The sequence below is a fragment of the Streptomyces sp. NPDC001941 genome (genome assembly GCF_040296945.1).
Classification (GTDB): Bacteria; Actinomycetota; Actinomycetes; order Streptomycetales; family Streptomycetaceae; genus Streptomyces.
In genome coordinates, this window is sequence record NZ_JBEOYE010000010.1 from 63,397 (window position 1) to 88,383 (window position 24,987).

The following is a 24,987-nucleotide window of genomic DNA, read 5'->3' on the forward strand; positions in this document are numbered from 1 at the left end:
GGTGGTGGGCGAGTCGATGCTGGAGTCGGTGCGCAGGCGGCTCGCGGAGAGCGGGTGCGAACCGACGCCCGCGCGGGTGGCGGCCGTGCTGCGGGAGCAGGGGCGGCTGCTTGGCGACACGGAAGTGCTGGGCGCGGCCGAGGAGTTGCGCAGCGAACTGGTGGGGTCCGGGCCGCTGGAGGCCCTCCTCGCCGATGAGACGGTGACCGATGTGCTGGTCTCCGCCCCGGACCGGGTGTGGGTCGACCGGGGCGCGGGCCTTGAGCTGACCGGGGTGGCCTTCAGGGACGCGGGGGCGGTGCGCCGGCTGGCGCAGCGGCTGGCGTCCGTGGCGGGGCGGCGGCTGGACGACGCCCGTCCGTGGGTGGACGCCCGGCTGCCTGACGGCACCCGGATGCACGCGGTGCTGCCCCCGGTGGCGGTCGGCTCGACGTGCCTTTCCCTGCGGGTGGTCCGGCACAAGGCCTTCTCCGTGGGGGAGTTGGTCACGGCCGGTACGGTCCCGCCCGGCGGCGCCAAGGTACTGCGCGCCCTGGTGCAGGCCCGGGTCTCCTACCTGGTCAGTGGCGGTACGGGATCGGGCAAGACCACTCTGCTGTCGACGCTCCTCGGGCTCGTGGGCCCCGAGGAGCGGCTGGTCCTCGCCGAGGACTCGGCGGAGCTGCGCCCGGACCACCCGCACGTGGTGCGCCTGGAGGGCAGGCCCGCCAACCAGGAGGGCGCGGGGCTCGTCACGCTGAGGGACCTGGTGTGCCAGGCGCTGCGGATGCGGCCGGACCGGCTGGTGGTCGGGGAGGTGCGCGGCCCCGAGGTCACCGATCTGCTCGCCGCGCTGAACACGGGCCACGAGGGCGGCTGCGGCACGGTCCACGCGAACACGGCGGCCGACGTCCCCGCGCGCCTGGAGGCCCTGGGCACGGCCGCGGGACTGGACCGGACGGCGCTGCACAGCCAGCTGGCGTCGGCCCTGTCGGTGGTGATCCACCTCGTGCGGGACCGGGGCGGCAAGCGGCGCCTGGCCGAGGTGGCCGTCCTGGAGCGGGACCGGGCGGGGCTCGTGGTGACGGTGCCCGCGCTGCGCTGGGGGCAGCAGGGGTTCGTCCGGGACCGCGGCTGGGAGCGGCTGAGGGCCCTGATCGGAGGTGCCCTGTGCTGATCAGTGGGCCCGCCTGCGGGGCGGCGCTGTGCGCGGGGGCGGCCGCCTGGCTGCTCACCGGGCGGGACGGGGCAGTGCGGCGGGGGCGGCTGATGTTCGCCGACGGGGGCCTCGCGGGTGCGCCCGCGGTGTGGACCCGGCGGTGGTGGCGGCCGTGGGCGTCCTGGCTGCGGGCGCGGCCGCAGTGGTGGTGCCTGGTGGTGGGCGGGGCCGTCGCCCTGCTCGGGGCTTCGCCGCTGCCGTTGGTCCTGGGGGCGGTGGGCGTGCCGGTGGCCGGGCGGTGGCTCGGGGTGCGGCGGGCCAGGGGCGAGCGGGAGCGGAGGGCGAAGGCGGTGACCGCGCTGTGCGGGGCGGTCGTGGGGGAGCTGAGGGCGGGGTGGCAGCCCGGACAGGCCCTGCGGTTCGCGGCGCGGGCCACGGGCGCGCTGGGTGCCCGGGAGGCGGCGGTGCTGGCGGCCGTGCGGTTCGGAGGCGATGTGCCGACGGCGCTGCGGGAGGCCGCGGGGGAGCCGGGTGCGGACGGGCTCGCGGGGGTGGCGGCCTGCTGGCAGGTGGCGGTGGACAGCGGTGCCGGGCTCGCCGAGGGCCTGGACCGGCTGCATGCCGCGCTGCGCCAGGACCTGGAGCGGCGGGAGCGGCTGCGGGCCCGGTTGGCGGGGGCCTGGGCGACGGTCGTGGTGCTGGCCGGTCTGCCCGCGGTGGGCCTGGCGATGGGCGCGGGCCTGGGGGCCGATCCGCTGTGGGTGCTGCTGCACACCCCGGCGGGCTGGGCCTGTCTGGCGGTGGGCGGGCTGCTCGAAGCGGCGGGCGTGTGGTGGGCGGCGCGGATCGTGCGGGCGGGGGAGGGGCTGTGATGCCTTCGGGGGCGGTGCAGACGGCGCTGGGTGGCGGGGCCGTCCACAGGCTGGGGGTGGTCCTCGCGGTGGTGGGCGGGGTCTGGTGGGCGTGGGGCGAGGTGGTGGCGCGGCGGCGGGAGCGGCGGACGCGCAGGCGCGTCGAGGCGCTGCTGGCGCTGGAGCGGGCGCGGCGGTACCGGGCGTGGCTCGACCTGCCTCCCTGGGTGCGCGGCTGGGCAGGGCCCGTCGGTGTGGGGCTCGCGGGATACGTGCTGGTCGGCGGGGTGGCCGGGTGCCTGGTCGGGGCGGGAGCCGTCTGGGGCGTACGGAGGTGGCGGAGGCGGCCCAGGGCAGGGGCGGCCCAGGCGGAGGCGATACGTCAACTGCCGCTGGCGGCCGACCTCCTGGCGGCGTGCGTGGCGGCGGGGGCCGGGCCGCGCGAGGCGGCGGAGGCCGTCGGGGTGTCGCTGGGCGGCCCGGTGGGCGGGGCGCTGGCCCGGGCGGCGGCGGAGCTGCGGCTCGGCGGCGAACCCGAGTCCGCCTGGCGGGGGTTCGGCGAGCTGCCGGGGGCCGGGGAGCTGGCGCGGTGCCTGATCCGGGCGGGGACCTCGGGGGCGCCTGCCGCCGAGCCGGTGGCGCGGGTGGCCCGGGAGCTGAGGGCCGAGCGGGAGCGGGCGGCCGAGGCCGGGGCCCAGCGGGCGCAGGTGCTGATCACGGCGCCGGTGGGGCTGTGCTTCCTGCCCGCCTTCCTCGCGATGGGGGTGGCGCCGGTGGTGATCGGGCTGATGGGGGTGCTGATGAGGAACTGACGGAAGTGCGTCAGAGGGACCAGAGGGATGGGTCAACAGATCAGAAACGCATGGGGGTTGAGATGAGGAAGGTGTTCGGGAAGGCGAAGGCCGGCGTGGCGGCGGTGGTGCGGGCGCGGAGGCTCGCGAGGCGGTCCGACAGGGGCATGGCCACCGCCGAGTACGCGCTGGCGACGGTGGCCGCCTGCGGGTTCGCCGGACTGCTCTACAAGCTGGTCACCAGCGACACCATGAGCGGCGCGCTCCAGTCGCTGATCGGGAAGGCGCTCGGTGCCGAGTTCTGAGCGGGGACGGGGCGGATGGCGACGGGACGGATGGCACCGCGCCCGGCGGTGCCGGGGTGAGCGGGGCTCGGTGACGGCGGAGGCGGCGGTGGTGCTGCCGGTCCTGGTGGGGTGCGTGGCGGCGCTGCTGTGGGCGCTGGGGGCGGCGACCGCGCGCATCCAGTGCCTCGACGCGGCCCAGGCCGGGGCGCGCGCGGTGGCCAGGTCGGAGCCGGAGGCGGTCGCGGTGGGCGTGGCGCGACAGGCGGCTCCGGCGGGGGCGCGGGTGGCGGTGCGCCGGGTCGGGGACCTGTGGCGGGTCCGGGTGGAGGCGGCTTCTCCGGGGCCCGGTCCGCTGGGCGTGACCGTGCACGGGGAGGCCAGTGCCCTGGCCGAGGACGTGGTGGGGGCGGAGCCGTGAGGAGGCGGGTGAGGGACCCGCAGCGGGGTGCGGCGACGGTGTGGGCGGCGGTCGCGGTGAGCGCGCTGTGCGCGGTATTCGCCGCCGTACTGGCCCTGGGGCAGGTGGTGGCGGCCCGGCACCGGGCGGGCGGGGCCGCCGACCTCGCCGCGCTCGCGGCGGCGGACCGGGCCCTTGAGGGCGCGCGGTCCGCGTGTGCGGCGGCCGTGCGGGTGGCGCGGGCCCAGGACGCCTGGGCGGTGCGCTGCGAGCTGCGGGGCGAGATCGCCGAGGTGACCGTACGGACCAGGTTCGGGCCGTACGCCCCGCGGGTCAGTGCAAGGGCGGGGCCTGCGTGGGCGGCGCCGTCGTCGGCGGGGGTGCCGGGGGCTCTTCCGGCGGGGCGGCGCGGAGGAGTTCCGTGAGGAGGCGGATGGCGCCGCGCTTGTGGAGGGGGTCGTTGCCGTTGCCGCACTTGGGGGACTGGATGCAGGACGGGCAGCCCGCCTCGCACTCGCAGGCGGCGATCGCCTCGCGGGTGGCGGCGAGCCAGGCGCGGGCGGTGTGGAAGGCCCGTTCGGCGAAGCCCGCGCCGCCGGGGTGGCCGTCGTACACGAACACCGTCGGCAGCAGGGTGTCCGGGTGCAGCGGCACCGAGACGCCGCCGATGTCCCAGCGGTCGCAGGTGGCGAAGAGCGGGAGCATCCCGATGGAGGCGTGCTCGGCCGCGTGCAGGGCGCCGCCGAGGATCTCCGGGTTGATCCGGGCCGCGTCCAGCTGGTCCTCGGTCACGGTCCACCACACGGCCCGGGTGCGCAGCGTGCGGGGCGGCAGGTCGAGCTTGGTCTCGCCCATCACCTCGCCCGTGATCAGCCGGCGGCGCAGGAAGGAGACGACCTGGTTGGTGACCTCGACGGAGCCGAAGCACAGCCGCCCGTCGCCCCAGGGGACCTCGGTCTCGGTCTCCAGGACGGAGATGGCCGTGGTGTCCCGGGCGGTCGTGGAGTACGGCGGCACGGCCTCCTCGACCAGGGCGACCGAGTCGTCCAGGTCCAGCTTGCGCACCAGGTAGGTGCGGCCCTGGTGGAGGTGGACGGCGCCCTCGTGGACGGCGGTGTGCGAGGCGGCCTCGTCGACGGTGCCGAGCAGCCGGCCGGTCCCGGCCTCCACGATCTGCACCGGACGGCCGCCCTCGCCCCGGATGTCGGTGAGGTCGGCGGCCCGCTCGCGGCGGGTCCAGTACCAGCCGCCGCTGCGCCGCCGCAGCAGCCCGGCGCCCTCCAGCTGGGGCATCAGGCCGGGGGCCGCCGGCCCGAAGAGCTCCAGGTCGGCCTCGATGAGCGGGAGCTCGGACGCGGCGGCGCACAGGTGGGGGGCCAGGACGTACGGGTTGTCCGGGTCCAGGACCGTCGACTCGACGGGCTGGCGGAACAGCGCCTCCGGGTGGTGCACCAGGAAGGTGTCCAGCGGGTCGTCCCGGGCGACCAGCACCGCGAGCGCCCCCTGGCCGGACCGTCCGGCCCGGCCCGCCTGCTGCCACAGGGAGGCCCGGGTGCCGGGGTAGCCCGCGATGACCACGGCGTCCAGTCCCGAGACGTCCACGCCGAGCTCCAGGGCCGTGGTGGCGGCGAGACCGAGCAGCTCCCCGGAGTGCAGGGCCCGCTCCAGGGCGCGGCGCTCCTCCGGCAGGTAGCCGCCCCGGTAGGCGGCGACCCGGTGGACCAGCGAGCGGTCGACCTCGGCCAGCCGCTCCTGGGCGATGACGGAGATCAGCTCGGCGCCCCGTCGGGAGCGTACGAAGGCCACGGAGCGCATGCCCTGGACGGTCAGGTCGGTGAGCAGGTCGGCGGTCTCGGCGGTGGCCGTGCGGCGCACCGGGGCGCCCTGCTCGCCGTGCAGTTCGGTGAGCGGGGGCTCCCACAGGGCGAAGACGAGCTCCCCGCGCGGGGAGGCGTCGTCGGAGACCTCCTGGACCGGTAGTCCGGTGAGGCGGCCGGCGGCGAGGGCGGGCTCCGCGGCGGTGGCGGAGGCCAGCAGGAAGACCGGGTCCGCGCCGTAGCGCGCGCACACCCGGCGCAGGCGGCGCAGCACCTGGGCGACGTGGGAGCCGAAGACGCCGCGGTAGGTGTGGCACTCGTCGATCACGACGTAGCGCAGGGCGCGCAGGAAGGAGGACCACCTGGGGTGGGAGGGGAGTATGCCCCGGTGCAGCATGTCGGGGTTGGTGAGCACGTAGTTCGCGTACTGGCGGACCCACTCGCGCTCCTCGACGGGGGTGTCCCCGTCGTAGACGGCGGGCCGGATCCGGTTGCCCAGCGGGGCGGCGAGCTCCTTGACGGCGCGGCGCTGGTCGGCTGCCAGGGCCTTGGTGGGGGCGAGGTACAGGGCGGTGGCGCCGCGGCCGTTGGGCGCCTCGGAGCCGTCCAGGAGCGTGGTCAGCACGGGCGCCAGGTAGGCGAGGGACTTGCCGGAGGCCGTGCCGGTCGCGATCACCACGGACTCGCCGTCCAGGGCGTGCTCGGCGGCGGCCGCCTGGTGGGCCCAGGGGTGCTCGATCCCCGCCGTCCGAATGGCGTTGATCACTTCCGTACGGATGCGGTCGGGCCAGACCGCATGCCTTCCCGGCCTGGGGGGCAAGTGCTCCGTATGAGTGATGCGCGCGGCCCGGCTCTCCCCCGCGGAGAGCCGGTCGAGGACCTCTCCGGGGGAGGGGCGGGTCTCCCCGCTCTCGGGGGGTCGTCTGGGGCGGTGATTCCTGGCCATCGGCACCGAGTGTGTCACTGGCACGACGGACAATGCTCCCAAGGCGTCGTGCATGGCTGCTGGTAAGTGATTGAATGCCATCGCGGCTGGCGATACGTCCCCTGGCTCCGTCGGGGAGAACCGAGGGGGCGACCGCTCGATAGCAAGGTGCTGGAGGATCCGTGGACCTGTCCCTGTCGACTCGCACTGTAGGTGACCGCACGGTCGTCGAGGTCGGTGGCGAGATTGATGTGTATACCGCGCCCAAGCTGCGCGAGCAGTTGGTCGAGTTGGTGAACGACGGCAGTTACCACCTGGTGGTCGACATGGAGGGCGTGGACTTCCTCGACTCGACCGGCCTCGGCGTTCTGGTGGGCGGCCTCAAGCGCGTGCGCGCGCACGAGGGCTCGCTGCGTCTGGTCTGCAACCAGGAGCGCATTTTGAAGATCTTCCGGATCACGGGCCTGACCAAGGTCTTCCCCATCCACACCACGGTCGACGAGGCCGTGGCCGCCACCGACTGAGACCGGCGCCACGGCCTTCGGCCCCGGTCCCGGCCGGGTCCGGGCCGGAGGCGGAGGAGCGGAGGCGCCGGGCAGCCTGCCCGGGCCCCGCAGATGCACGCCCGTACGTCCGAGGGGGACCGTGATGGCCACCGTTGAACTCCGCTTCAGCGCCCAGCCCGAGCACGTCAGGACCGCCCGTCTGGTGGCGGCCGCGGTGGCGCGCAGGGCCGGGGTCGACGAGGCGGTCCTCGACGAGCTCAGGCTCGCGGTCGGCGAGGCGTGCTCCCGTGCGGTGGGTCTCCACCGCAGCAACGGCATCACCGCCCCGGTGCGCGTCGTGCTGACCGAGGAGGAGAAGGCCTTCTCCATCGAGGTCGGCGACGAGGTCCCGGGTGCGGGTGTCGCCGCGGCCGACGCCGCCGGGGTGCCCGGCGCGCGCAGCGGGGCCCCGGTGGAGGACTTTGACGACGCCGAGGGCGAGGACGAGATGGGCCTCGCGGTGATCAGCGGGCTGGTCGACGACGTCGAAGTCTCGTCGGATCAGGCCGGTGGCGTGATCCGCATGAGCTGGCCCACGACGCCCGCCACGGTGTCGCCCTGACCGGTCGTCCCCGGGCGTCCGCCCTGAATTCAGGCCCTGCTGAGCAGGGCCTTTTTCATTTCCCTAGATCAAGGATCACCGGGCAACGCTTTTGCCCCGTTACGGTTTTTCTACGGGTTTTCTGAATTTGATCATTTGCTGACTGGTAATCAAAGGTCAATTCCGGTTGGTGGCACCCTGTTTTGATCAGGTTCCGCTCCCTACAATCCGTCCACATCTTGAGCTCTGACGTCAAGGAGGACGAATGGCGGGGCTCTTTGATCCACAACTGACCGATCACTCCACATCTCTCGCGGCCGCGGTGCTCACGAACGAGAACAGAATGATCGTGATCGTCATCGCGGTGGTCGCCGTGGCGGCCCTGGTCGTCGCCCAGCTGCTGGTACGCCAGGTCCTGGCGGCCGGTGAGGGCACCGATTCCATGAAGAAGATCGCGGCGGCGGTCCAGGAAGGCGCGAACGCGTATCTGGCCAGGCAGTTGCGCACCCTGGGAATCTTCGCCGTCGTGGTGTTCTTCCTCCTGTTGCTGCTGCCGGCGGACAACTGGTCGCAGCGCGCCGGACGTTCTGTGTTCTTCCTGGTGGGTGCGCTTTTCTCGGCGGCCACCGGTTACATCGGCATGCGTCTTGCCGTACGCAGCAATGTGCGCGTGGCGGCGGCCGCGCGCGAGGCGACTCCCGCGGAAGGGGAGCCGGAAAAGGATCTGACGACCGTCGCGCACCGCGCGATGAAGATCGCTTTCCGTACGGGTGGCGTGGTCGGGATGTTCACGGTGGGCCTCGGCCTGCTGGGCGCCTCCTGCGTGGTCCTCGTCTACGCGGCCGATGCCCCGAAGGTCCTGGAGGGCTTCGGACTCGGCGCGGCCCTCATCGCGATGTTCATGCGCGTCGGCGGCGGCATCTTCACCAAGGCGGCCGACGTCGGGGCCGACCTGGTGGGCAAGGTCGAGCAGGGCATCCCCGAGGACGACCCGCGCAACGCCGCCACCATCGCGGACAACGTGGGCGACAACGTGGGCGACTGCGCCGGCATGGCGGCCGACCTGTTCGAGTCGTACGCCGTGACGCTCGTCGCCGCGCTGATCCTCGGCAAGGCCGCCTTCGGCGACCTGGGCCTCGCCTTCCCGCTGATCGTCCCGGCGATCGGCGTGGTCACCGCGATGATCGGGATCTTCGCGGTCGCCCCGCGGCGCGCCGACCGCAGCGGGATGTCAGCGATCAACCGGGGGTTCTTCATCTCCGCGGTGATCTCGCTGGTCCTGGTGGCGGTGGCGGTCTTCGTCTACCTGCCCTCCTCCTACGCGGACCTGGACGGCGTCACCGAGGCCTCCATCTCCGGCCACGGCGGCGACCCGCGCGTGCTGGCCCTGGTGGCCGTCGCGATCGGCATCGTCCTCGCCGCGCTCATCCAGCAGCTCACCGGGTACTTCACCGAGACCACCCGGCGCCCGGTGCGCGACATCGGCAAGTCGTCGCTGACCGGCCCGGCCACGGTGGTGCTCGCGGGCATCGCGATCGGGCTCGAATCGGCCGTCTACACGGCCCTGTTGATCGGCCTGTCCGTGTACGGGGCGTTCCTGCTCGGCGGTACGTCGATCATGCTGGCGCTCTTCGCGGTGGCCCTGGCCGGCACCGGTCTGCTCACCACCGTCGGCGTCATCGTGGCCATGGACACCTTCGGCCCGGTCTCCGACAACGCCCAGGGCATCGCCGAGATGTCCGGCGACGTCGAGGGCGCGGGCGCCCAGGTGCTCACCGACCTGGACGCCGTCGGCAACACCACCAAGGCCATCACCAAGGGCATCGCCATCGCCACCGCGGTGCTCGCGGCGGCCGCGCTGTTCGGCTCGTACCGCGACGCGATCGCCACGGCGGTCAAGGACGTGGGGGCCAGGGCCGGGGAGACGGGCCTGAGCCTGGACATCTCGCAGCCCAACAACCTGGTCGGCCTGATGTTCGGCGCCGCGGTCGTCTTCCTCTTCTCCGGCCTCGCCATCAACGCGGTCTCCCGCTCGGCCGGGGCGGTGGTCTACGAGGTGCGCAGGCAGTTCCGCGAACACCCCGGGATCATGGACTACAGCGAACAGCCGGAGTACGGGCGCGTCGTCGACATCTGCACCAAGGACGCGCTGCGCGAGCTGGCCACGCCCGGACTGCTCGCCGTGATGGCGCCGATCGCGGTCGGCTTCTCCCTCGGCGTGGGCGCCCTCGGCTCCTACCTGGCGGGGGCGATCGGCTGCGGCACGCTGATGGCGGTCTTCCTGGCCAACTCCGGGGGCGCCTGGGACAACGCCAAGAAGCTGGTCGAGGACGGTCACCACGGCGGCAAGGGCAGCGAGGCCCACGCGGCGACGGTGATCGGCGACACGGTCGGCGACCCGTTCAAGGACACCGCGGGGCCGGCCATCAACCCGCTGCTGAAGGTGATGAACCTGGTCGCCCTGCTGATCGCGCCCGCCGTGGTGCAGTTCAGCTACGGCTCGGACGCCAGCGCGGGCGTGCGCGCGGTGGTCGCGGCGGTGGCGATCGTGGTCATCGTCGGCGCGGTGTACGTCTCCAAGCGGCGCTCCGTGGCCGTGGGTGACGAAGACAACTCCGACGGCCGGGTGCCGCGGCCCAGCGAGCCGTCGGTGGTGTCGTAACACCTGTTCGATCCGTACCAACCACCGGGCGGACGGGGCGTGTTGACGCCCCGTCCGCCCTCGTGCGCGCATCTGACGCCCCGTCGTGAGTCTTGTCTCCCTTGGTGCAAATGGCTGCAATGGGGTACGTAAGGGTCGCACGACACGCCTTTGTCGCCCGGTTGGCGTGTATGTTCCGGGGCCGAGAGCCTTGGAAGGGACCAATCCGGTGAACAAGAAGCTTGCTGCCGCACTGTCCGGCGGTGCGGTACTGGTGCTCGCTCTGTCGGGCTGCAGCGACGACGGCGACAACAAGGTGGACGACTGGGCCAAGAAGGTCTGTGACCAGGCACAGGCCCAGATCCAGAAGAGGGCCAACGCCCAGCAGACGATCATCGCCACGGCCGCGGACGGCAAGCCCGCCGACATCCAGGCCGCCGACTCGAAGGCCTTCCAGGACATCGCGGACGCCGACAAGGCGCTCGCCAAGGCCATCCAGGACGCGGGCGTCCCGCCGGTGGACAACGGCGCGGAGCTCCAGAAGGACGCCGTCAAGGAGCTCAACGCGACGGCCACCGAGTACGTGGCGCTGAAGAAGCAGGTCGACGCGCTCGACCCGAAGAACCAGCAGAAGTTCGCGGACGGCCTGCAGACCGTCGCGGACGGGCTGAAGAAGATCGAGAAGATGGACCAGGACGCGCTGAACAAGCTGCAGTCCGGTGAGCTCGGCAAGGCCATGTCGAAGCAGACCGGCTGCCAGAAGCCGACCCCGTCGGTCGCCCCGACCGGCTCCCCGTCGCCGTCCGCGTCCGCGTCCGCCAAGCCCGGCTCCACGGCCTCCAAGGCCGCGTCGCCGTCGGCGTCCGCCTCCAAGTCGGCCTCGGCGTCCGCCTCGAAGTCGGCGTCGCCGTCCGCGTCCGCGTCGGGCTCCGACGAGGAGTAGTCCGCGGGCTCCGCGAGGAACGGCCACGCGCGCGTCGGCGCCGTGGTGGTACGTGGGCAACGGCCCGGCTCCCCTGGGGAGCCGGGCCGTTCGCCGTCCGGGGGAGGCCGGGGCCGTCCGGGTGCGGCGATTGTCAGTGGTGGCGGTCACAATGGAGCGGTGAGTACGACCCGTGTTTCCACCGCACTTCCCGCGCCCGGTCACGCCACCGCGCTGCGCGAGGCCCTGCTCGCCGCCGACTTCACCGCCGACGGCCTGCTCGACCTGCTCGGCGCTCCGGCGTACGCCGCGCTGGCCCGCAGCGAGACCGTCCCCGCCCTGCGCGCCACCCGCGGCGAGGGCCCGCTCCCGACGCTGGTCAGGCTCTTCCTGCTGCAGGACGCCATCCCGGCCGCGCGCGCCGGGGCCGCCCTGCCGCTGGAGCGGGCGCTCGCCGACGGGTGGGTGGCGCGCGAAGGGGACCTGGTGCGCGCCGTGGTGGACGTCCGGCCGTACGGCGGACCTGACGGCCAGGACTGGTTCATCGTCTCCGACCTCGGCTGCGCGGTCGGCGGCGCGGGCGGGATCGGCAAGAACGACGAGGGCGTCGTGCTCGGCGTGGGCGGGGCGTCCACCACGCTCGCCGGGATCACCGTGCGCACCCCCGTCGGCTCCGCCCTCGACCTGGGCACCGGCTCCGGCATCCAGGCGCTCCACGCGGCCCAGCACGCCACGCGCGTGACGGCCACCGATCTCAACCCGCGCGCACTGGAGTTCACCCGCCTCACCCTCGCGCTGTCCGGTGCGCCGGAGGCCGACCTGCGGGCCGGTTCGCTGTTCGAGCCGGTGGAGGGGGAGACGTACGACCTCATCGTGTCCAACCCGCCGTTCGTCATCTCCCCGGGCGCCCGGCTCACCTACCGCGACGGCGGGATGAGCGGCGACGAACTGTGCCGCACCCTCGTGCGACAGGCCGGAGAGCGGCTGAACGAGGGCGGGTTCGCCCAGTTCCTCGCCAACTGGGAGCACGTGGAGGGCGAGGAGTGGCAGGAGCGGCTGCGCTCCTGGGTGCCGGCCGGGTGCGACGCCTGGATCGTGCAGCGCGAGGTGCAGGACATCACGCAGTACGCGGAGCTGTGGCTGCGTGACGGGGGCGACCACCGGGCGGACCCGGGGGAGTACGCCGAGCGGTACGGGGCGTGGCTGGACGAGTTCGAGGCGCGCGGGACCCGGGCGGTCGGCTTCGGCTGGATCACCCTGCGCAGGACGTCCGCCGAGAAGCCCTCCGTCGTGGTCGAGGAGTGGCCGCACCCGGTGGAGCAGCCGCTCGGCGAGGCGGTGCGGGGGCACTTCGAGCGCCAGGACTACCTGCGCTCGCGCGACGACGCGGGCCTGCTCGCCGACCGCTTCGCCCTCGTGCCCGAGGTCGTGCAGGAGCAGGTCGGGCTGCCGGGTGCGGAGGACCCCGAGCACGTGGTGCTGCGCCAGAACCGCGGGATGCGGCGGGCGACCCGGGTGGACCACGTGGCGGCGGGGTTCGCCGGGGTGTGCGACGGGACGCTGACGGCGGGGCAGATCCTGGACGCCATCGCGCAGCTGACGGGGGAGGACCCGGTGCTGCTCCGCGACCGGACGCCGGAGGCGATCAGGCTGCTGGTGGAGGAGGGGTTCCTGGAGCGGGCCGAGGGGTAGCCGCTCGCGCCGCGGGGTGCGCTGCCGTGGCCCGCGCGCTGCCGCGAGGGGGCGTGCGCGGGGGCTTGGCGTTCCGCGGCGCCGCGCGCGGACGGTCCTGGGGCTCGGGGTGCCCCGGGTACGGGGCGTGGGGCGCCGCGCGTCGATGGTTCTGGTGGCTCCGGGTGCGGGCCTTGGGTCTCCCCGCCCCGCCCCTTCCCGAAAGCCTCCGGCGGTGAGGGGCGGGATGTGTGTACGGGGCTCCGCCCCGGCCCCGTTCGCGGGAGCTCCGCCCCCTGCACCCCCTTGGGCCTAGGTGTGGCGCTGCCTCCTGGGACTTCGGGGTCGGGCTCCGCCCCCTGCGCCCCCCTGTGCCGTGGTGTGGTGCGGCGTCCTGGGACTGCGGTGTGGGGGCTCCGCCCCGCCACTTGCCCTCTTGGCCGCTGGGCCGCGTTGCGCCCTGCCCGGGCCCCTTCGGCAGGGGTCCGAGCCCTGCACCCCCTTGGGCCGTAGTGCGGTGCCGTGTCCCGGGACTGCGGGGTGGGGTTCCGCCCCCTGCGCCCCCGCCCCGGCCCCCTGCGCCCCCGCCCCGGCCCTCTCGGCCGCAGGCCTGGGCTTCGTACCCCCCTGCGAGCCCCCTCCCCACCCCGGCATCCCCACCCCCGAGAATCAGCCACCTCCTACCGGCAGGTTCCGGCCCGGGGGGTGGGGTGGGCCGTCGGGGGGATCGGGGGCGCGTCGTTCACCCGAAGTTCGTACCGCTGACGCCTGGAGGTGCCAGCCTCGGGCCCGGGGAAGCCCGGGGGACCCAGTGAGCGAGGTGCGGGAGATGGAGAGCGGACCGGCGATCTTCGCCGGAACGGCGTTCGCGCTGTTCGGGGCGGGGCTCCTGCTGTGGACGGGGGTCCGCGTGCGGCACGGCGCGCCGGTGGCGCACGGGGTGGCCCCGGGGGCCGCCGCCGTCCTGGCGACTGCCTTCGGCGTGGCCTTCCTGGCCCTCGGCGTCTGGTGCTTCGGACGGTTCTGAGGGCGGCGCCCCGGCAGTGGGGGCCGTGGGGCGCATGGGGTTGCAGGGGCTCGGGGCGTACAGGGGCCGTGGCCGGAAAGCGGGGGCCGGAGGGCCCTGGCGGGGTGGTCGGAAGCCGGGTCGGAACTCGGGGCTCCGCGGTGCGAAGGGAGTCCGGGCGGCAGGAAGGGCAGGACTCGGGTTACCGTTCGAGTGGCCGTTGCGGGCTTTCGCCGTTTGACACGGGGGCGGGTTGTACCGTCACACTCCGCAGCGACGGCAGCACCACGCACGAACCCACGTGCCACCGATCGTCGACCGGAGAGAAGAGCGAAGTTGTCCCCGACCAGCGAGACCGCACAGGGCGGCCGCCGACTCGTCATCGTCGAGTCGCCTGCCAAGGCGAAGACGATCAAGGGCTACCTCGGCCCCGGCTACGTCGTCGAGGCGAGCGTCGGGCACATCCGCGACCTCCCGAACGGGGCGGCGGAGGTCCCCGACAAGTACACCGGAGAGGTGCGCCGCCTCGGCGTGGACGTCGAGCACGACTTCCAGCCGATCTACGTCGTGAACGCGGACAAGAAGGCGCAGGTCAAGAAGCTCAAGGACCTGCTGGCCGAGTCCGACGAACTCTTCCTGGCCACCGATGAGGACCGCGAGGGCGAAGCCATCGCGTGGCACCTCCAGGAGGTCCTCAAGCCCAAGGTCCCCGTCCACCGGATGGTCTTCCACGAGATCACCAAGGACGCGATCCGCGCCGCCGTCGCCAACCCGCGCGAGCTCAACAAGCGCATGGTCGACGCCCAGGAGACCCGCCGCATCCTCGACCGCCTCTACGGCTACGAGGTCTCGCCGGTCCTGTGGAAGAAGGTCATGCGCGGCCTGTCCGCCGGCCGCGTGCAGTCGGTGGCCACGCGCCTGGTGGTGGAGCGCGAGCGGGAGCGCATCGCGTTCCGCTCGGCCGACTACTGGGACCTGACCGGCACCTTCTCCACCGGCCGCGCCGGTGACTCCTCCGACCCGTCGTCGCTGGTCGCGCGGCTGGCGAGCGTGGACGGCAAGCGCGTGGCCCAGGGCCGCGACTTCGGCCCCGACGGCCGCCTCAAGAGCGAGGGCGTGCTGCACCTGGACGAGGAGAAGGCGCGGGCGCTGGCCGCCTCGCTGGACGGCACCTCGTTCGCCGTGCGCTCGGTCGAGTCCAAGCCGTACCGCCGCTCCCCGTACGCGCCCTTCCGCACCACGACCCTCCAGCAGGAGGCCTCGCGCAAGCTCGGCTTCGGTGCGAAGGCGACGATGCAGGTGGCGCAGAAGCTGTACGAGAACGGCTTCATCACCTACATGCGTACGGACTCCACCATCCTGTCCGACACCGCCGTCTCCGCGGCGCGGGCCCAGGTCACGCAGCTGTACGGCGCCGACTACCTGCCGGAGAAGCCCCGGGTCTACGCGGGCAAGGTCAAGAACGCGCAGGAGGCGCACGAGGCGATCCGCCCCTCGGGCGATCGTTTCCGCACCCCCGCCGAGACGGGCCTGACCGGCGACCAGTTCCGGCTCTACGAGCTGATCTGGAAGCGCACCGTCGCCTCCCAGATGAAGGACGCGACCGGCAACAGCGTCACCGTCCGGATCGCGGGCACCGCGGCCGACGGCCGGGACGCCGAGTTCACCGCGTCCGGCAAGACGATCACCTTCCACGGCTTCATGAAGGCGTACGTCGAGGGCGCGGACGACCCGAACGCGGAGCTGGACGACCGCGAGCGCCGCCTGCCGCAGGTCGCCGAGGGCGACGCGCTGGCCGCCGAAGAGATCACGGTGGACGGCCACTCGACCAAGCCGCCCGCCCGCTACACCGAGGCCTCGCTGGTCAAGGAGCTGGAGGAGCGCGAGATCGGCCGCCCGTCGACGTACGCGTCGATCATCGGCACGATCCTGGATCGCGGGTACGTGTTCAAGAAGGGCACGGCGCTCGTCCCGTCCTTCCTCTCCTTCGCCGTGGTCAACCTGCTGGAGAAGCACTTCGGCCGGCTCGTCGACTACGACTTCACGGCCAAGATGGAGGACGACCTCGACCGCATCGCGCGCGGTGAGGCGCAGGCCGTGCCGTGGCTCAAGCGCTTCTACTTCGGCGAGGGCGGCCCGGCCGGCGCCGCCTCCGACGCGGGCAACGGCGACGGGGACCACCTCGGCGGCCTCAAGGAGCTCGTCACCGACCTCGGCGCGATCGACGCCCGGGAGATCTCCTCGTTCCCCGTCGGCGACGGGATCATGCTGCGCGTGGGCCGCTACGGGCCGTACGTCGAGCGTGGCGAGAAGGACACCGACGGGCACCAGCGCGCGGACGTGCCGGACGACCTGGCGCCCGACGAGCTGACCGTGCAGCACGCGGAGGAGCTGCTGGCCAAGCCCAGCGGCGACTTCGAGCTGGGCGCCGACCCGGTCAGCGGGAACCAGATCGTGGCGAAGGACGGCCGCTACGGCCCCTACGTCACCGAGATCCTCCCGGACGGCACCCCGAAGACCGGCAAGAACGCGGTGAAGCCGCGGACCGCCTCGCTCTTCAAGTCGATGGCCCTGGACACGGTGACGCTGGAGGACGCGCTGCGTCTGATGTCGCTGCCGCGCGTGGTGGGCGCCGACGCGGAGGGCGTGGAGATCACCGCGCAGAACGGCCGCTACGGCCCGTACCTCAAGAAGGGCACGGACTCGCGGTCCCTCACCTCCGAGGACCAGCTCTTCACCATCACGCTGGAGGAGGCGCTGGCGATCTACGCCCAGCCCAAGCAGCGTGGGCGCGCGGCCGCCAAGCCGCCGCTGAAGGAGCTGGGCACCGACCCGGTCAGCGAGAAGCCGGTCGTCGTGAAGGACGGCCGCTTCGGCCCGTACGTCACCGACGGCGAGACCAACGCGACCCTGCGCACCGACGACAGCGTCGAGACGATCACGCCCGAGCGCGGCTACGAGCTGCTCGCCGAGAAGCGGGCCAAGGGCCCCGCCAAGAAGACGGCGAAGAAGGCCGCGGCCAAGAAGGCGCCGGCGAAGAAGACGGCCGCCAAGAAGACCGCGGCGAAGAAGACGACGGCGGCGAAGACCACCACGGCCAAGAAGACGGCCGCCAAGAAGACGACGGCGGCGGCCAAGAAGGCCGCGGCGTCGTCCTCGCCCGAGGAGTAGCCGCCACCGGGCCGGTCCCCCGCGACTTCCGGCCGCGCGGGGCCGAAACCCGTACGTCCCTACCGAAAGCCTCCGGTGATCACCACCGGAGGCTTTCGCGTTGGGCGTTTGTTCGGGTGAGGGGGGATTACTGTCAGGGGGGCCGGATAGGCTGGGCGGATGATGCGAGCCGAGCAGCCAACGGTCTTGAGCCCCACCTCAGACTCCGACGCCGCACTTGCCGCAGACTCACGGGAGCGCGCCGTCCGCGCCCTGTTGCGCAACCAGCCGCTGAAGCGGCTGTGGAGCGCACAGGTCGTCGGTGGCGTCGGGGACGCCCTCGCCCTCCTCGTGTTCGTACTGCTGGCGTTGCAGGCGGCGGAGAGCCAAGGGGCCTTCGGAGGCGGGTACCGCGGTGCCGCCTTCGCGGTCGCCGCGGTCTTCGGCGCGCGCGTGCTCGCGACCGTGCTGTTCGGCGCCGTGCTCCTGGGACCGCTCACCACGCTGACCAAGCCGGGCGGCCCGCTGGACCGCCGCTGGACCATGGTCGGCGCCGACGCCCTGCGGGTCGTGCTGCTGGTCGTCGCCCCGCTGTGGATCGACTGGGTGCCCGACAAGGCCCTCGCCTTCCTGCTCGGCACGGTCGTCGTGGCCGGTGGCGCCGAGCGCTTCTGGACGGTCTGCAAGGAGGGCGCCGCGCCCGCCCTGCTGCCCGCCCCGCCTCTGGAGGGCGCGGCCGTGCGCCCGCTGCCGGACCACCTGGACGCCCTGCGCCGCCTCTCGCTGCGCACGGGGTTCCTCGTCGTCCCGGTCGCCGCCGCCGCGCTCGTCGTGGTCTCCCTGCTGTCCCGGCTGTTGGCCACCGGCGTCCCCTGGTTCTCCGCGCACCAGGCCGCCCTCGCGTCGTACGTCGCCGCGGGGCTGTTCGCCGCGTCCGTCTCCGTCGTCTACTTCCTGGAGCTGCCCGGCGGCCAGACCCCGCGCCCGCGCTCCCCGCTGGAGGGGCTGCGCCGCCCGGCCACCGGCACGGGCCTGGACAAGGGCCGTACGGGCGCGGTGCCGCTGCTCGTCCTGGCCTGCGCCGCCGTCGCCGGAGCCGTCGCCTGTGCCGCGTCCGTCGCCGTGCTGCACGCACGCGCGCTGGGCGCCGGCCCCGTCGCGTACGGACTGCTCGTCCTCGCCCTGATCGGCGGCACGGCCGCGGGCATCCGCACCGCCCCCTCCGTGCTCCCCTCGCTGTCCCGGCGCCGGCTGCTCGCGCTCGCCGTCGCCACCGCGGGCGTGGCCCTGCTCGTGATGGGCCTGGTGCCCGACACCGCCACCGTGCTGCTCCTCGCCGTGCTCACCGGCCTCGCCGCGGGCGTCGCCGCGAACACCGGACACGTGCTGATCGACCAGGAGACCGAGGAGTTCCGCCGCCCGCGGATCACCGAGCACCTCCAGGCCGTCGTCCGCGTCGCCGTCGCACTCGGCGCGGTCGTCGCGCCGCTGCTCGCCGCCGCGATCGGCCCGCACCGGCTGGCCGGCGGGGACTTCGTCTTCGCGCACGACGGCGCCGCGTTCACCCTGATGCTGATCGGCGCGCTCCTGCTGCCCGTCGCCGTCCTGGTCCTCGCCAAGGCCGACGACCGCTCCGGCGTACCGCTGCGGCGCGACCTGCTCGACGCCCTGCGCGGCGCCGACCCGGCCCAGACCCAGTCCGCCACCGGCTTCTTCATCGCCCTGGAGGGCGGCGACGGCGCCGGCAAGTCCACCCAGGTCGAGGCCCTCGCCGAGTGGATCCGCGCCAAGGGCCACGAGGTCGTCGTCACGCGCGAGCCCGGCGCCACGCCCATCGGCAAGCGGCTGCGCTCGATCCTGCTCGACGTCTCCAGCGCCGGCCTGTCCAACCGCGCCGAGGCCCTGCTGTACGCGGCCGACCGCGCCGAGCACGTCGACTCCCTGGTCCGCCCCGCCCTGGAGCGCGGCGCCATCGTCATCACCGACCGCTACATCGACTCCTCCGTCGCCTACCAGGGCGCCGGACGGGACCTGTCGCCCACCGAGATCGCCCGCATCAACCGCTGGGCCACCGGCGGCCTGGTGCCGCACCTGACCGTGCTGCTCGACGTCTCCCCGGAGACCGCGCGCGAGCGCTTCACCGAGGCCCCGGACCGGCTGGAGTCGGAGCCCGCCGAGTTCCACCGCAGGGTGCGCTCCGGGTTCCTGGCGCTCGCCGCCTCCGACCCCGGCCGCTACCTGGTGGTGGACGCCGGACAGGAGCCCGGTTCGGTCACCACGGTCGTGCGCCACCGCCTCGACCAGGTGCTGCCGCTCTCCGAGGCCGAGGTGAAGGCCCAGGAGGCGGCCCGCAAGGCCGCCGAGGAGGAGGCCCGCCGCAAGGCCGAGGAGGAGGCCGCGCGCAAGGCCGAGGAGGAGCGCAAGGAGCGCGAGCGCCAGGAGCAGCTCGCCAAGCTGCGCGCCGAGGAGGAGGAGCGCAAGCGCCGCGAGGAGGAAGAGGCCCGCCGCCGCGAGGCCGAGCGCCAGGCGGAGGAGGCCCGGCAGCGCGCCGAGGAGGCCCGCCGCCTCGCCGAGGAGGAGCGCAAGCGCCGCGAGGCCGAGGAGAAGGTGCGCCGCGAGGAGGAGGAGCGGCGCCGCAAGCAGGCCGAGGAGGAGGCCCGGCTGCGGGCCGAGGCCGAGGAGCGCCGCCGCGAGAAGCAGCGCAAGGCCGAGGAGGCCCTGCTGAAGGCGGAGGAGGCCCGACGCCTGGCGGAGGCCGCTGCGGCGGCCGCCTCGACGGCGGCGACGGCGAAGCCGGTGTCGGCGATGGAGACGACGGTGCCGACGCCCGTGGTGAAGCCGGACTTCTCGAAGAAGCCCGAGCGCGAGGCCGCGCCCGCACCGCAGGAGCCCGCCGCGAAGAAGGCCGCGGCGCCCGGGAAGCCCGCCGGGGCGGCGAAGTCCGCCCCCGCCGGGAAGAAGCCCGCGGCGCCCGCGAAGCCGGGGGCCGACGCGGAGGAGACCGCGGTCATTCCGCAGGTCAGGGAGAGCGCCGCCGAGCGGACGGCCGTGATCCCGCGGGTCGAGGACCGCAGTGCGGACGAGACCGCGGTGATCCCGAAGGTCAAGGACGGTGCCGCGAAGGACAGTGCCGTGAAGGACGGCGCGGCCAAGGACGGTGCTGCCAGGGGCAGTGCTGCCAAGGACAGTGCCGCCGAGGAGACCGCGGTCATCCCGCAGGTGAAGGACAGCGCCGCGGACGAGACCGCGGTGATCCCCGCCGTACGGGACGAGGGCCCGGCGGACCGGGTGCCGCGGGGCATCTTCCGCGACGAGTCGCCGGAGCCGCGCGGGGCGAGCGAGCGGACGGCGGAGCTGCCGCAGGTCGACGAGCAGGGCCGCCCGAAGCGCCGTTCGGACTGGGCGGAGGAGACCCCGCTGGACGATCTGCCGACCCTGGCGGACGAGCTGCTCGGGCCGCACGACGAGGACGAAGAGGGCCCGGGGCGGCGCGGCCGGCGCTGAGGCGCCGGGGCAGGCGACCGGGAGGGTACGCAGCGGGGCGGGGCGGGGCCGGAGAGGCCCGGCCCCGCCCCGTACCGGTTCCGCGCCCGTACCGGCAACCGGGCATCGCTACCCCCGCCGGACGAGACGGCTCCCACCGGGCCCATCGCCCCCACCCGGCCCGGCGGCCCCGGTTGTCAGTGGCTTGCCCCACAATGGACGCGTACCTAAGGAGGGGCAGTCATGGCCGTATGGGACGACCTGGTCGGGCAGGTCCGGGTGGAGGAGCAGCTCACCGCCGCCGCCCGCGACGCCGACGCGCTCGTCACGGCCGTGGCGGCGGGCGACCCCGTCCCGGCCGCCTCCAAGATGACGCACGCCTGGCTGTTCACCGGCCCGCCCGGCTCCGGCCGCGCCACCGCCGCGCGTGCCTTCGCCGCCGCCCTGCAGTGCACCAGCCCGGACCGCGCGCTGGGCGGCGCCCCGGGCTGCGGGTTCTGCGACGGCTGCCACACCACGCTGGTGGGGACCCACGCGGACGTGGAGATCGTCCGTACGGAACTGCTGTCGATCGGCGTGAAGGAGACCCGGGAGCTGGTGCGCCGCGCCCAGCTCTCCCCGGCGGTCGGCCGCTGGCAGGTGATCGTCCTGGAGGACGCCGACCGCCTGACCGAGGGCGCGGGGAACGTGCTGCTGAAGGCCGTCGAGGAGCCCGCCCCCCGCACGGTCTGGCTGCTGTGCGCGCCCTCGCTGGAGGACGTGCTGCCCACCATCCGCTCCCGCTGCCGGCACCTGACCCTGCTGACCCCGCAGGTCGGTGCCGTCGCCGACCTGCTGATCCGGCGCGACGGGGTCGAGCCGGACGTGGCGCACGCCTCGGCCCGCGCCACCCAGGGCCACATCGACCGGGCCCGCCGCCTGGCCACCGACGAGCGCGCGCGCTCGCGCAGGGCCGCCGTGCTGAAGCTGCCGCTGCGCGTGGAGGACGTGGGCGGTGCGCTCAAGGCCGCCCAGGAGCTGATCGACGCGGCCGGCGAGGACGCCAAGCAGATGGCGGAGGAGGTCGACGTCAAGGAGACCGAGGAGCTGAAGGCGGCCCTCGGCGCGTCCCAGGGCGGCCGGATGCCGCGCGGCACGGCGGGCGCGATGAAGGAGCTCGAGGACAAGCAGAAGCGCCGCAAGACCCGTACCCAGCGGGACAGCCTCGACCTGGCGCTCTCCGACCTGACCGGCTTCTACCGCGACGTCCTCGCGCTCCAGATGGGCTCCGCCGTCCCGCTGGCCAACGAGGACGTACGGGACGCGCTGGACCGGATCGCCCGCGCGTCCACGCCCGAGCGCACCCTGCGCCGGATGGAGGCGGTGATCGCCTGCCGCGCGGCCCTCGACCGCAACGTGGCGCCGCTGCTGGCGGTGGAGGCCATGACGATGGCGCTGCGGGCGGGCTGAGCGGGCACCCGCCCGTGGGTCACACGCGTGTGCGACGCGGCGGACGGGCGGGGCGCCGGGGGTCATCCGTACGGGTAGCGGGAGGGGCACGAGCCGTCACCGGGCGACTACGCTCCGAGGATGGACTCCAGGCGCGCCCTCCGCATCCCGACGGCCCTTCCGACGGTCCTGGCTGCGGTCCTCACCGGACTGTTCGCCTCCGGGTGCTCCGGCGGCACCCCGGCGAGGAGCGTGGCCTCGGCCTCCGTACCGGTGGTCAGCGAGTCGGCCCTGAAGCCGTACTACGACCAGAAGCTCAGCTGGCGCGAGTGCGGTGTCCCCGGCTTCCAGTGCGCGACGCTCAAGGCCCCGCTGGACTACGCCAGGCCGTCCGCCGGGGACGTGAAGCTCGCCGTCTCGCGGGTGAAGGCGACCGGGCCCGGCAAGCGGCTCGGCTCGCTGCTGGTCAACCCGGGCGGGCCCGGCGGCTCGGCCGTCGGCTACCTCCAGGGGTACGCGGGCATCGGCTACCCGGCACAGGTCCGCGCGCGCTACGACATGGTCGCGGTCGACCCGCGCGGGGTGGCCCGCAGCGAGCCGGTCGAGTGCCTGGACGGCAAGGGCATGGACGCGTACACCCAGGTCGACCAGACCCCGGACGACGCCCGTGAGCAGCAGCTGCTCACCGCCTCCATGAAGGACTTCGCGGCGGGCTGCGCCAAGCGGTCGGGGCGGATCCTGCCGCACGTGTCGACCGTGGAGGCGGCGCGGGACATGGACGTGCTGCGCGCGGTCCTGGGCGACGCGAAGCTGACGTACGTGGGTGCCTCGTACGGGACCTTCCTGGGCGCGACGTACGCGGAGCTGTTCCCCGACAGGACCGGGCGCCTGGTCCTGGACGGCGCGATGGACCCCTCGCTGCCGGCCGCCGAGATGAACCGGGACCAGACGGCGGGCTTCGAGACGGCCTTCCAGTCGTTCGCCGCGGACTGCGTCAAGCGCAAGGACTGCCCGCTGGGCACGGAGTCGGTGGCGGCGGCGTCGGACCGCCTGAAGGCGTTCTTCGCCCAACTGGACGCCAAGCCCGTGCCGACCGGGGAGAGCCGCCCGCTGGGCGAGTCGCTCGCGACGACCGGGGTGATCGCCGCGATGTACGACGAGGGCGCCTGGTCACAGCTGCGGGACGCGCTGACCCGGGCGATGGGCGGCGAGGGCTCGGGCCTGCTCGCGCTGGCCGACAGCTACTACGAGCGCGAGGGCGACGGCTCGTACTCCAACCTCATGTACGCCAACACGGCCGTGAACTGCCTGGACCTGCCGCCCGCCTACACCACGCCGCAGGAGGTCGAGCAGGCGCTGCCGTCGTTCCGGAAGGCGTCCCCGGTGTTCGGCGCGGGCCTGGCCTGGGCGTCGCTGAACTGCGCGAGCTGGCCGGTGAAGGCGACGGGCGCGCCGCACCGCATCGAGGCGAAGGGCGCCGCGCCGATCCTGGTGGTGGGGACGACCCGGGACCCGGCGACCCCGTACAAGTGGGCGCGGGCGCTGGCCGGGCAGCTGGACTCGGGGACGCTGCTGACGTACGAGGGCGACGGCCACACGGCGTACGGACGGGGCAGCGACTGCGTGGACACGGCGGTGAACACCTATCTGCTGGAGGGGACGGTGCCGCCGAAGGACAAGCGCTGCCGCTGAGCGCGTACAAGGACAAGCGCTGCCGCTGAACGCGTGATTCGTGCGGGTGGGGTTCGGTAGGGATGAGGTTCCGTACGGTCAGTGCCCGGCGGTCGCCTTGAACCCGCGCGGTACGAGGGCGACGACCAGGGCGGTGACGGTGGCGACGATCGCGACGGACACCCAGGCGGTCGTGGTGAGCGCGGAGTCGAAGGCGACGCGGGCCGCCTCCAGCACGCGCGGGTCGCCCAGCTCGTGCGCGCTGCCGATGGACTCGGCGGCGCGGGCCGGCTGGCCGTCCATGCGGGAGGCGTAGACGGCGCCGTGGACGGAGCCGAGCAGGGCCACGCCCAGGCCGATGCCCAGTTCGTAGTTGGTCTCGGAGACGGCTCCGGCCTGCCCGGCGCGCTCGGCGGGGACGGAGGAGACCAGGACGGACGCGGCGGTGGTGATGGCGAGCCCGTCGCCGAGGCCGAGGGCGACGAAGACCACGGCGACGTACGGGTACGTCGTCGGCTCGGGCGCCAGCGCGAGGACGAGGAACCCGGCGACGAGCGCGCCCAGGCCCAGCGCCATGATCGCCCGCACGCCGATCCGCTCCATCAGCCAGGGCGCGGTGAGCGATCCGGCGAGGGCGGCCAGGGCGGTGGGGAGGGTGCGCAGGCCGGCCTGGGAGGGGGTGTAGCCGTGGACGTACTGCAGCCAGAGCGACATCAGGAAGAGCGCGGCGCCGACGGCGAGCATGGCCATCAGGGTGGCCAGGGCGGCGCCGGTGAAGGCCCGGTTCTTGAAGAGGCGCACGTCGAGGAGCGGATCGGGCAGCCGTAGCTGCCGCCGCGCGAAGAGCGCGAGCACCACGATCCCCAGGACCAGCACCGCGACGTCCATGAGCGCCAGGCTGCCCTTGGCCACGTGCTTGATGCCCCAGGCCAGGGCGATGATGCCGACGATGGACAGGGCGGCGCCGACCAGGTCGAGGCGCCCGTGGCCGGCGTCCTTGAACTCGGGGAGCAGCAGCACTCCGGCGACGACGGCGGCCACGACGACGGGCACGTTGACCCAGAAGGCCGCGGACCACTCGTACCGCTCGACCAGCACCCCGCCGACGAGCGGCCCCACGGCGGCCCCGGCGCCCGCCACGGCGGCCCAGATGCCGATGGCGAGGGTGCGCTCGCGGTCGTCCTCGAAGATGTTGCGGATCAGCGAGAGGGTGGAGGGCAGCACCATGGCCCCGCCGATGCCGAGCAGGACCCGCCCGGCGATCAGCTGCCAGGAGGTGTCCGCGGTGGCGGCGACCACGGAGGCCACCCCGAAGACGACGAACCCCGCGATGAACAACCGCTTCCGCCCGAACCGGTCCCCGATGGCCCCGGTGGTCACGAGCAGGCCGCCGAGGACGAGCCCGTAGATGTCGATGATCCAGAGCTGCTGGAGGGCGTCGGGGCGCAGGTCGTCGATGAGGGAGGGCAGGGCGACGTTGAGGATGGTGGCGTCCATGGCCACGAGGAGCAGGCTGGTACAGAGCACGGCGAGCATGGCCCACCGGCTGGGGCTGGGGCGGGGGCTGCGCGGGGGGCTGTGTTTGGGGTCGCGCCTGGGATCGCGCTGGGGATTGCGCTGGGGACCTTCTCCGGGCTCGGTTTGCGCCACGCAGCCAGTATGACCGTACGTGTGCGTAAGTGTGCAAATCGGGCGAGGTGGGGAAGGGGTGGGGGCGAGGTGG

18 protein-coding genes are annotated in these 24,987 nt (G+C 74.0%); 16 read left to right on the plus strand and 2 right to left on the minus strand.

Annotated features, from left to right (window positions below; translation table 11 throughout):
* Positions 1-16: 16 nt before the first annotated feature.
* The 6 genes from ABT160_RS10655 to ABT160_RS10680 all read left to right on the plus strand — a co-directional run bounded on the left by ABT160_RS10655 (position 17) and on the right by ABT160_RS10680 (position 3,889).
* The gene (locus ABT160_RS10655; RefSeq protein WP_351646287.1) at positions 17-1,156 is read left to right on the plus strand and encodes a TadA family conjugal transfer-associated ATPase; all 1,140 of its coding nucleotides are present in this window, start codon (positions 17-19) and stop codon (positions 1,154-1,156) included.
* The gene (locus tag ABT160_RS10660) at positions 1,156-2,010 is read left to right on the plus strand and encodes a type II secretion system F family protein (protein WP_502984199.1); all 855 of its coding nucleotides are present in this window, start codon (positions 1,156-1,158) and stop codon (positions 2,008-2,010) included. Before ABT160_RS10655 ends, ABT160_RS10660 begins: the two co-directional genes overlap by 1 nt.
* Positions 2,010-2,801 carry a type II secretion system F family protein gene (locus ABT160_RS10665; protein ID WP_351646142.1) on the plus strand — a complete coding sequence of 264 codons (792 nt, stop codon included), beginning with the start codon at positions 2,010-2,012 and terminating at the stop codon, positions 2,799-2,801. The genes ABT160_RS10660 and ABT160_RS10665 overlap by 1 nt, the downstream gene beginning before the upstream one ends.
* A gap of 62 nt (positions 2,802-2,863) precedes the next feature.
* Positions 2,864-3,085 carry a DUF4244 domain-containing protein gene (locus ABT160_RS10670; protein ID WP_351646143.1) on the plus strand — a complete coding sequence of 74 codons (222 nt, stop codon included), beginning with the start codon at positions 2,864-2,866 and terminating at the stop codon, positions 3,083-3,085.
* Between the two features lie 70 nt (positions 3,086-3,155).
* Positions 3,156-3,485 (plus strand): TadE family type IV pilus minor pilin, encoded by a 330-nt coding sequence (locus ABT160_RS10675; protein ID WP_351646145.1) that lies wholly within the window; start codon positions 3,156-3,158, stop codon positions 3,483-3,485.
* Positions 3,486-3,493: 8 nt separating this feature from the next.
* Complete coding sequence (locus ABT160_RS10680) at positions 3,494-3,889, plus strand: Rv3654c family TadE-like protein (protein ID WP_351646147.1); 396 nt, start codon at positions 3,494-3,496, stop codon at positions 3,887-3,889.
* Here the strand turns inward: ABT160_RS10680 and ABT160_RS10685 are convergent.
* Positions 3,798-6,308 (minus strand): DEAD/DEAH box helicase, encoded by a 2,511-nt coding sequence (locus ABT160_RS10685; RefSeq protein WP_351646148.1) that lies wholly within the window; start codon positions 6,306-6,308, stop codon positions 3,798-3,800. The two genes, ABT160_RS10680 and ABT160_RS10685, sit on opposite strands and share 92 nt — an antisense overlap.
* Before the next feature lie 80 nt (positions 6,309-6,388).
* On the opposite strand from ABT160_RS10685, the gene bldG reads away from it, so the two are divergent.
* From bldG to ABT160_RS10735, 10 genes are all read left to right on the plus strand, one after another.
* Positions 6,389-6,730, plus strand: coding sequence for an anti-sigma factor antagonist BldG (bldG, locus tag ABT160_RS10690; RefSeq protein WP_073756924.1), 342 nt, complete (start codon positions 6,389-6,391; stop codon positions 6,728-6,730).
* A gap of 124 nt (positions 6,731-6,854) precedes the next feature.
* On the plus strand, positions 6,855-7,313 hold the full coding sequence (locus tag ABT160_RS10695; RefSeq protein ID WP_351646150.1) for an ATP-binding protein: 459 nt from the start codon (positions 6,855-6,857) through the stop codon (positions 7,311-7,313).
* Between the two features lie 244 nt (positions 7,314-7,557).
* Complete coding sequence (locus tag ABT160_RS10700) at positions 7,558-9,954, plus strand: sodium-translocating pyrophosphatase (RefSeq protein WP_351646151.1); 2,397 nt, start codon at positions 7,558-7,560, stop codon at positions 9,952-9,954.
* 208 nt (positions 9,955-10,162) lie between these two features.
* Positions 10,163-10,876 (plus strand): small secreted protein, encoded by a 714-nt coding sequence (locus ABT160_RS10705; protein WP_351646153.1) that lies wholly within the window; start codon positions 10,163-10,165, stop codon positions 10,874-10,876.
* A 159-nt stretch (positions 10,877-11,035) separates the two neighbouring features.
* Positions 11,036-12,547, plus strand: a complete 1,512-nt coding sequence (locus ABT160_RS10710) for a DUF7059 domain-containing protein (protein ID WP_351646154.1) — start codon at positions 11,036-11,038, stop codon at positions 12,545-12,547.
* An 808-nt stretch (positions 12,548-13,355) separates the two neighbouring features.
* Positions 13,356-13,553, plus strand: coding sequence for a hypothetical protein (locus ABT160_RS10715; protein WP_351646156.1), 198 nt, complete (start codon positions 13,356-13,358; stop codon positions 13,551-13,553).
* Between the two features lie 315 nt (positions 13,554-13,868).
* Positions 13,869-16,703 carry a type I DNA topoisomerase gene (gene topA / locus ABT160_RS10720; RefSeq protein WP_351646158.1) on the plus strand — a complete coding sequence of 945 codons (2,835 nt, stop codon included), beginning with the start codon at positions 13,869-13,871 and terminating at the stop codon, positions 16,701-16,703.
* 159 nt (positions 16,704-16,862) lie between these two features.
* Positions 16,863-20,186, plus strand: a complete 3,324-nt coding sequence (gene tmk, locus ABT160_RS10725) for a dTMP kinase (protein WP_351646159.1) — start codon at positions 16,863-16,865, stop codon at positions 20,184-20,186.
* A 222-nt stretch (positions 20,187-20,408) separates the two neighbouring features.
* Positions 20,409-21,614: a DNA polymerase III subunit delta' gene (locus ABT160_RS10730; RefSeq protein WP_351646161.1), complete on the plus strand. Its 1,206-nt coding sequence runs from the start codon at positions 20,409-20,411 to the stop codon at positions 21,612-21,614.
* Between the two features lie 120 nt (positions 21,615-21,734).
* Positions 21,735-23,285, plus strand: a complete 1,551-nt coding sequence (locus ABT160_RS10735) for an alpha/beta hydrolase (protein WP_351646163.1) — start codon at positions 21,735-21,737, stop codon at positions 23,283-23,285.
* A gap of 78 nt (positions 23,286-23,363) precedes the next feature.
* On the opposite strand, the gene ABT160_RS10740 is transcribed toward ABT160_RS10735, so the two are convergent.
* Positions 23,364-24,800 carry an MFS transporter gene (locus ABT160_RS10740; protein ID WP_351646165.1) on the minus strand — a complete coding sequence of 479 codons (1,437 nt, stop codon included), beginning with the start codon at positions 24,798-24,800 and terminating at the stop codon, positions 23,364-23,366.
* Between the last annotated feature and the right edge of the window lie 187 nt (positions 24,801-24,987).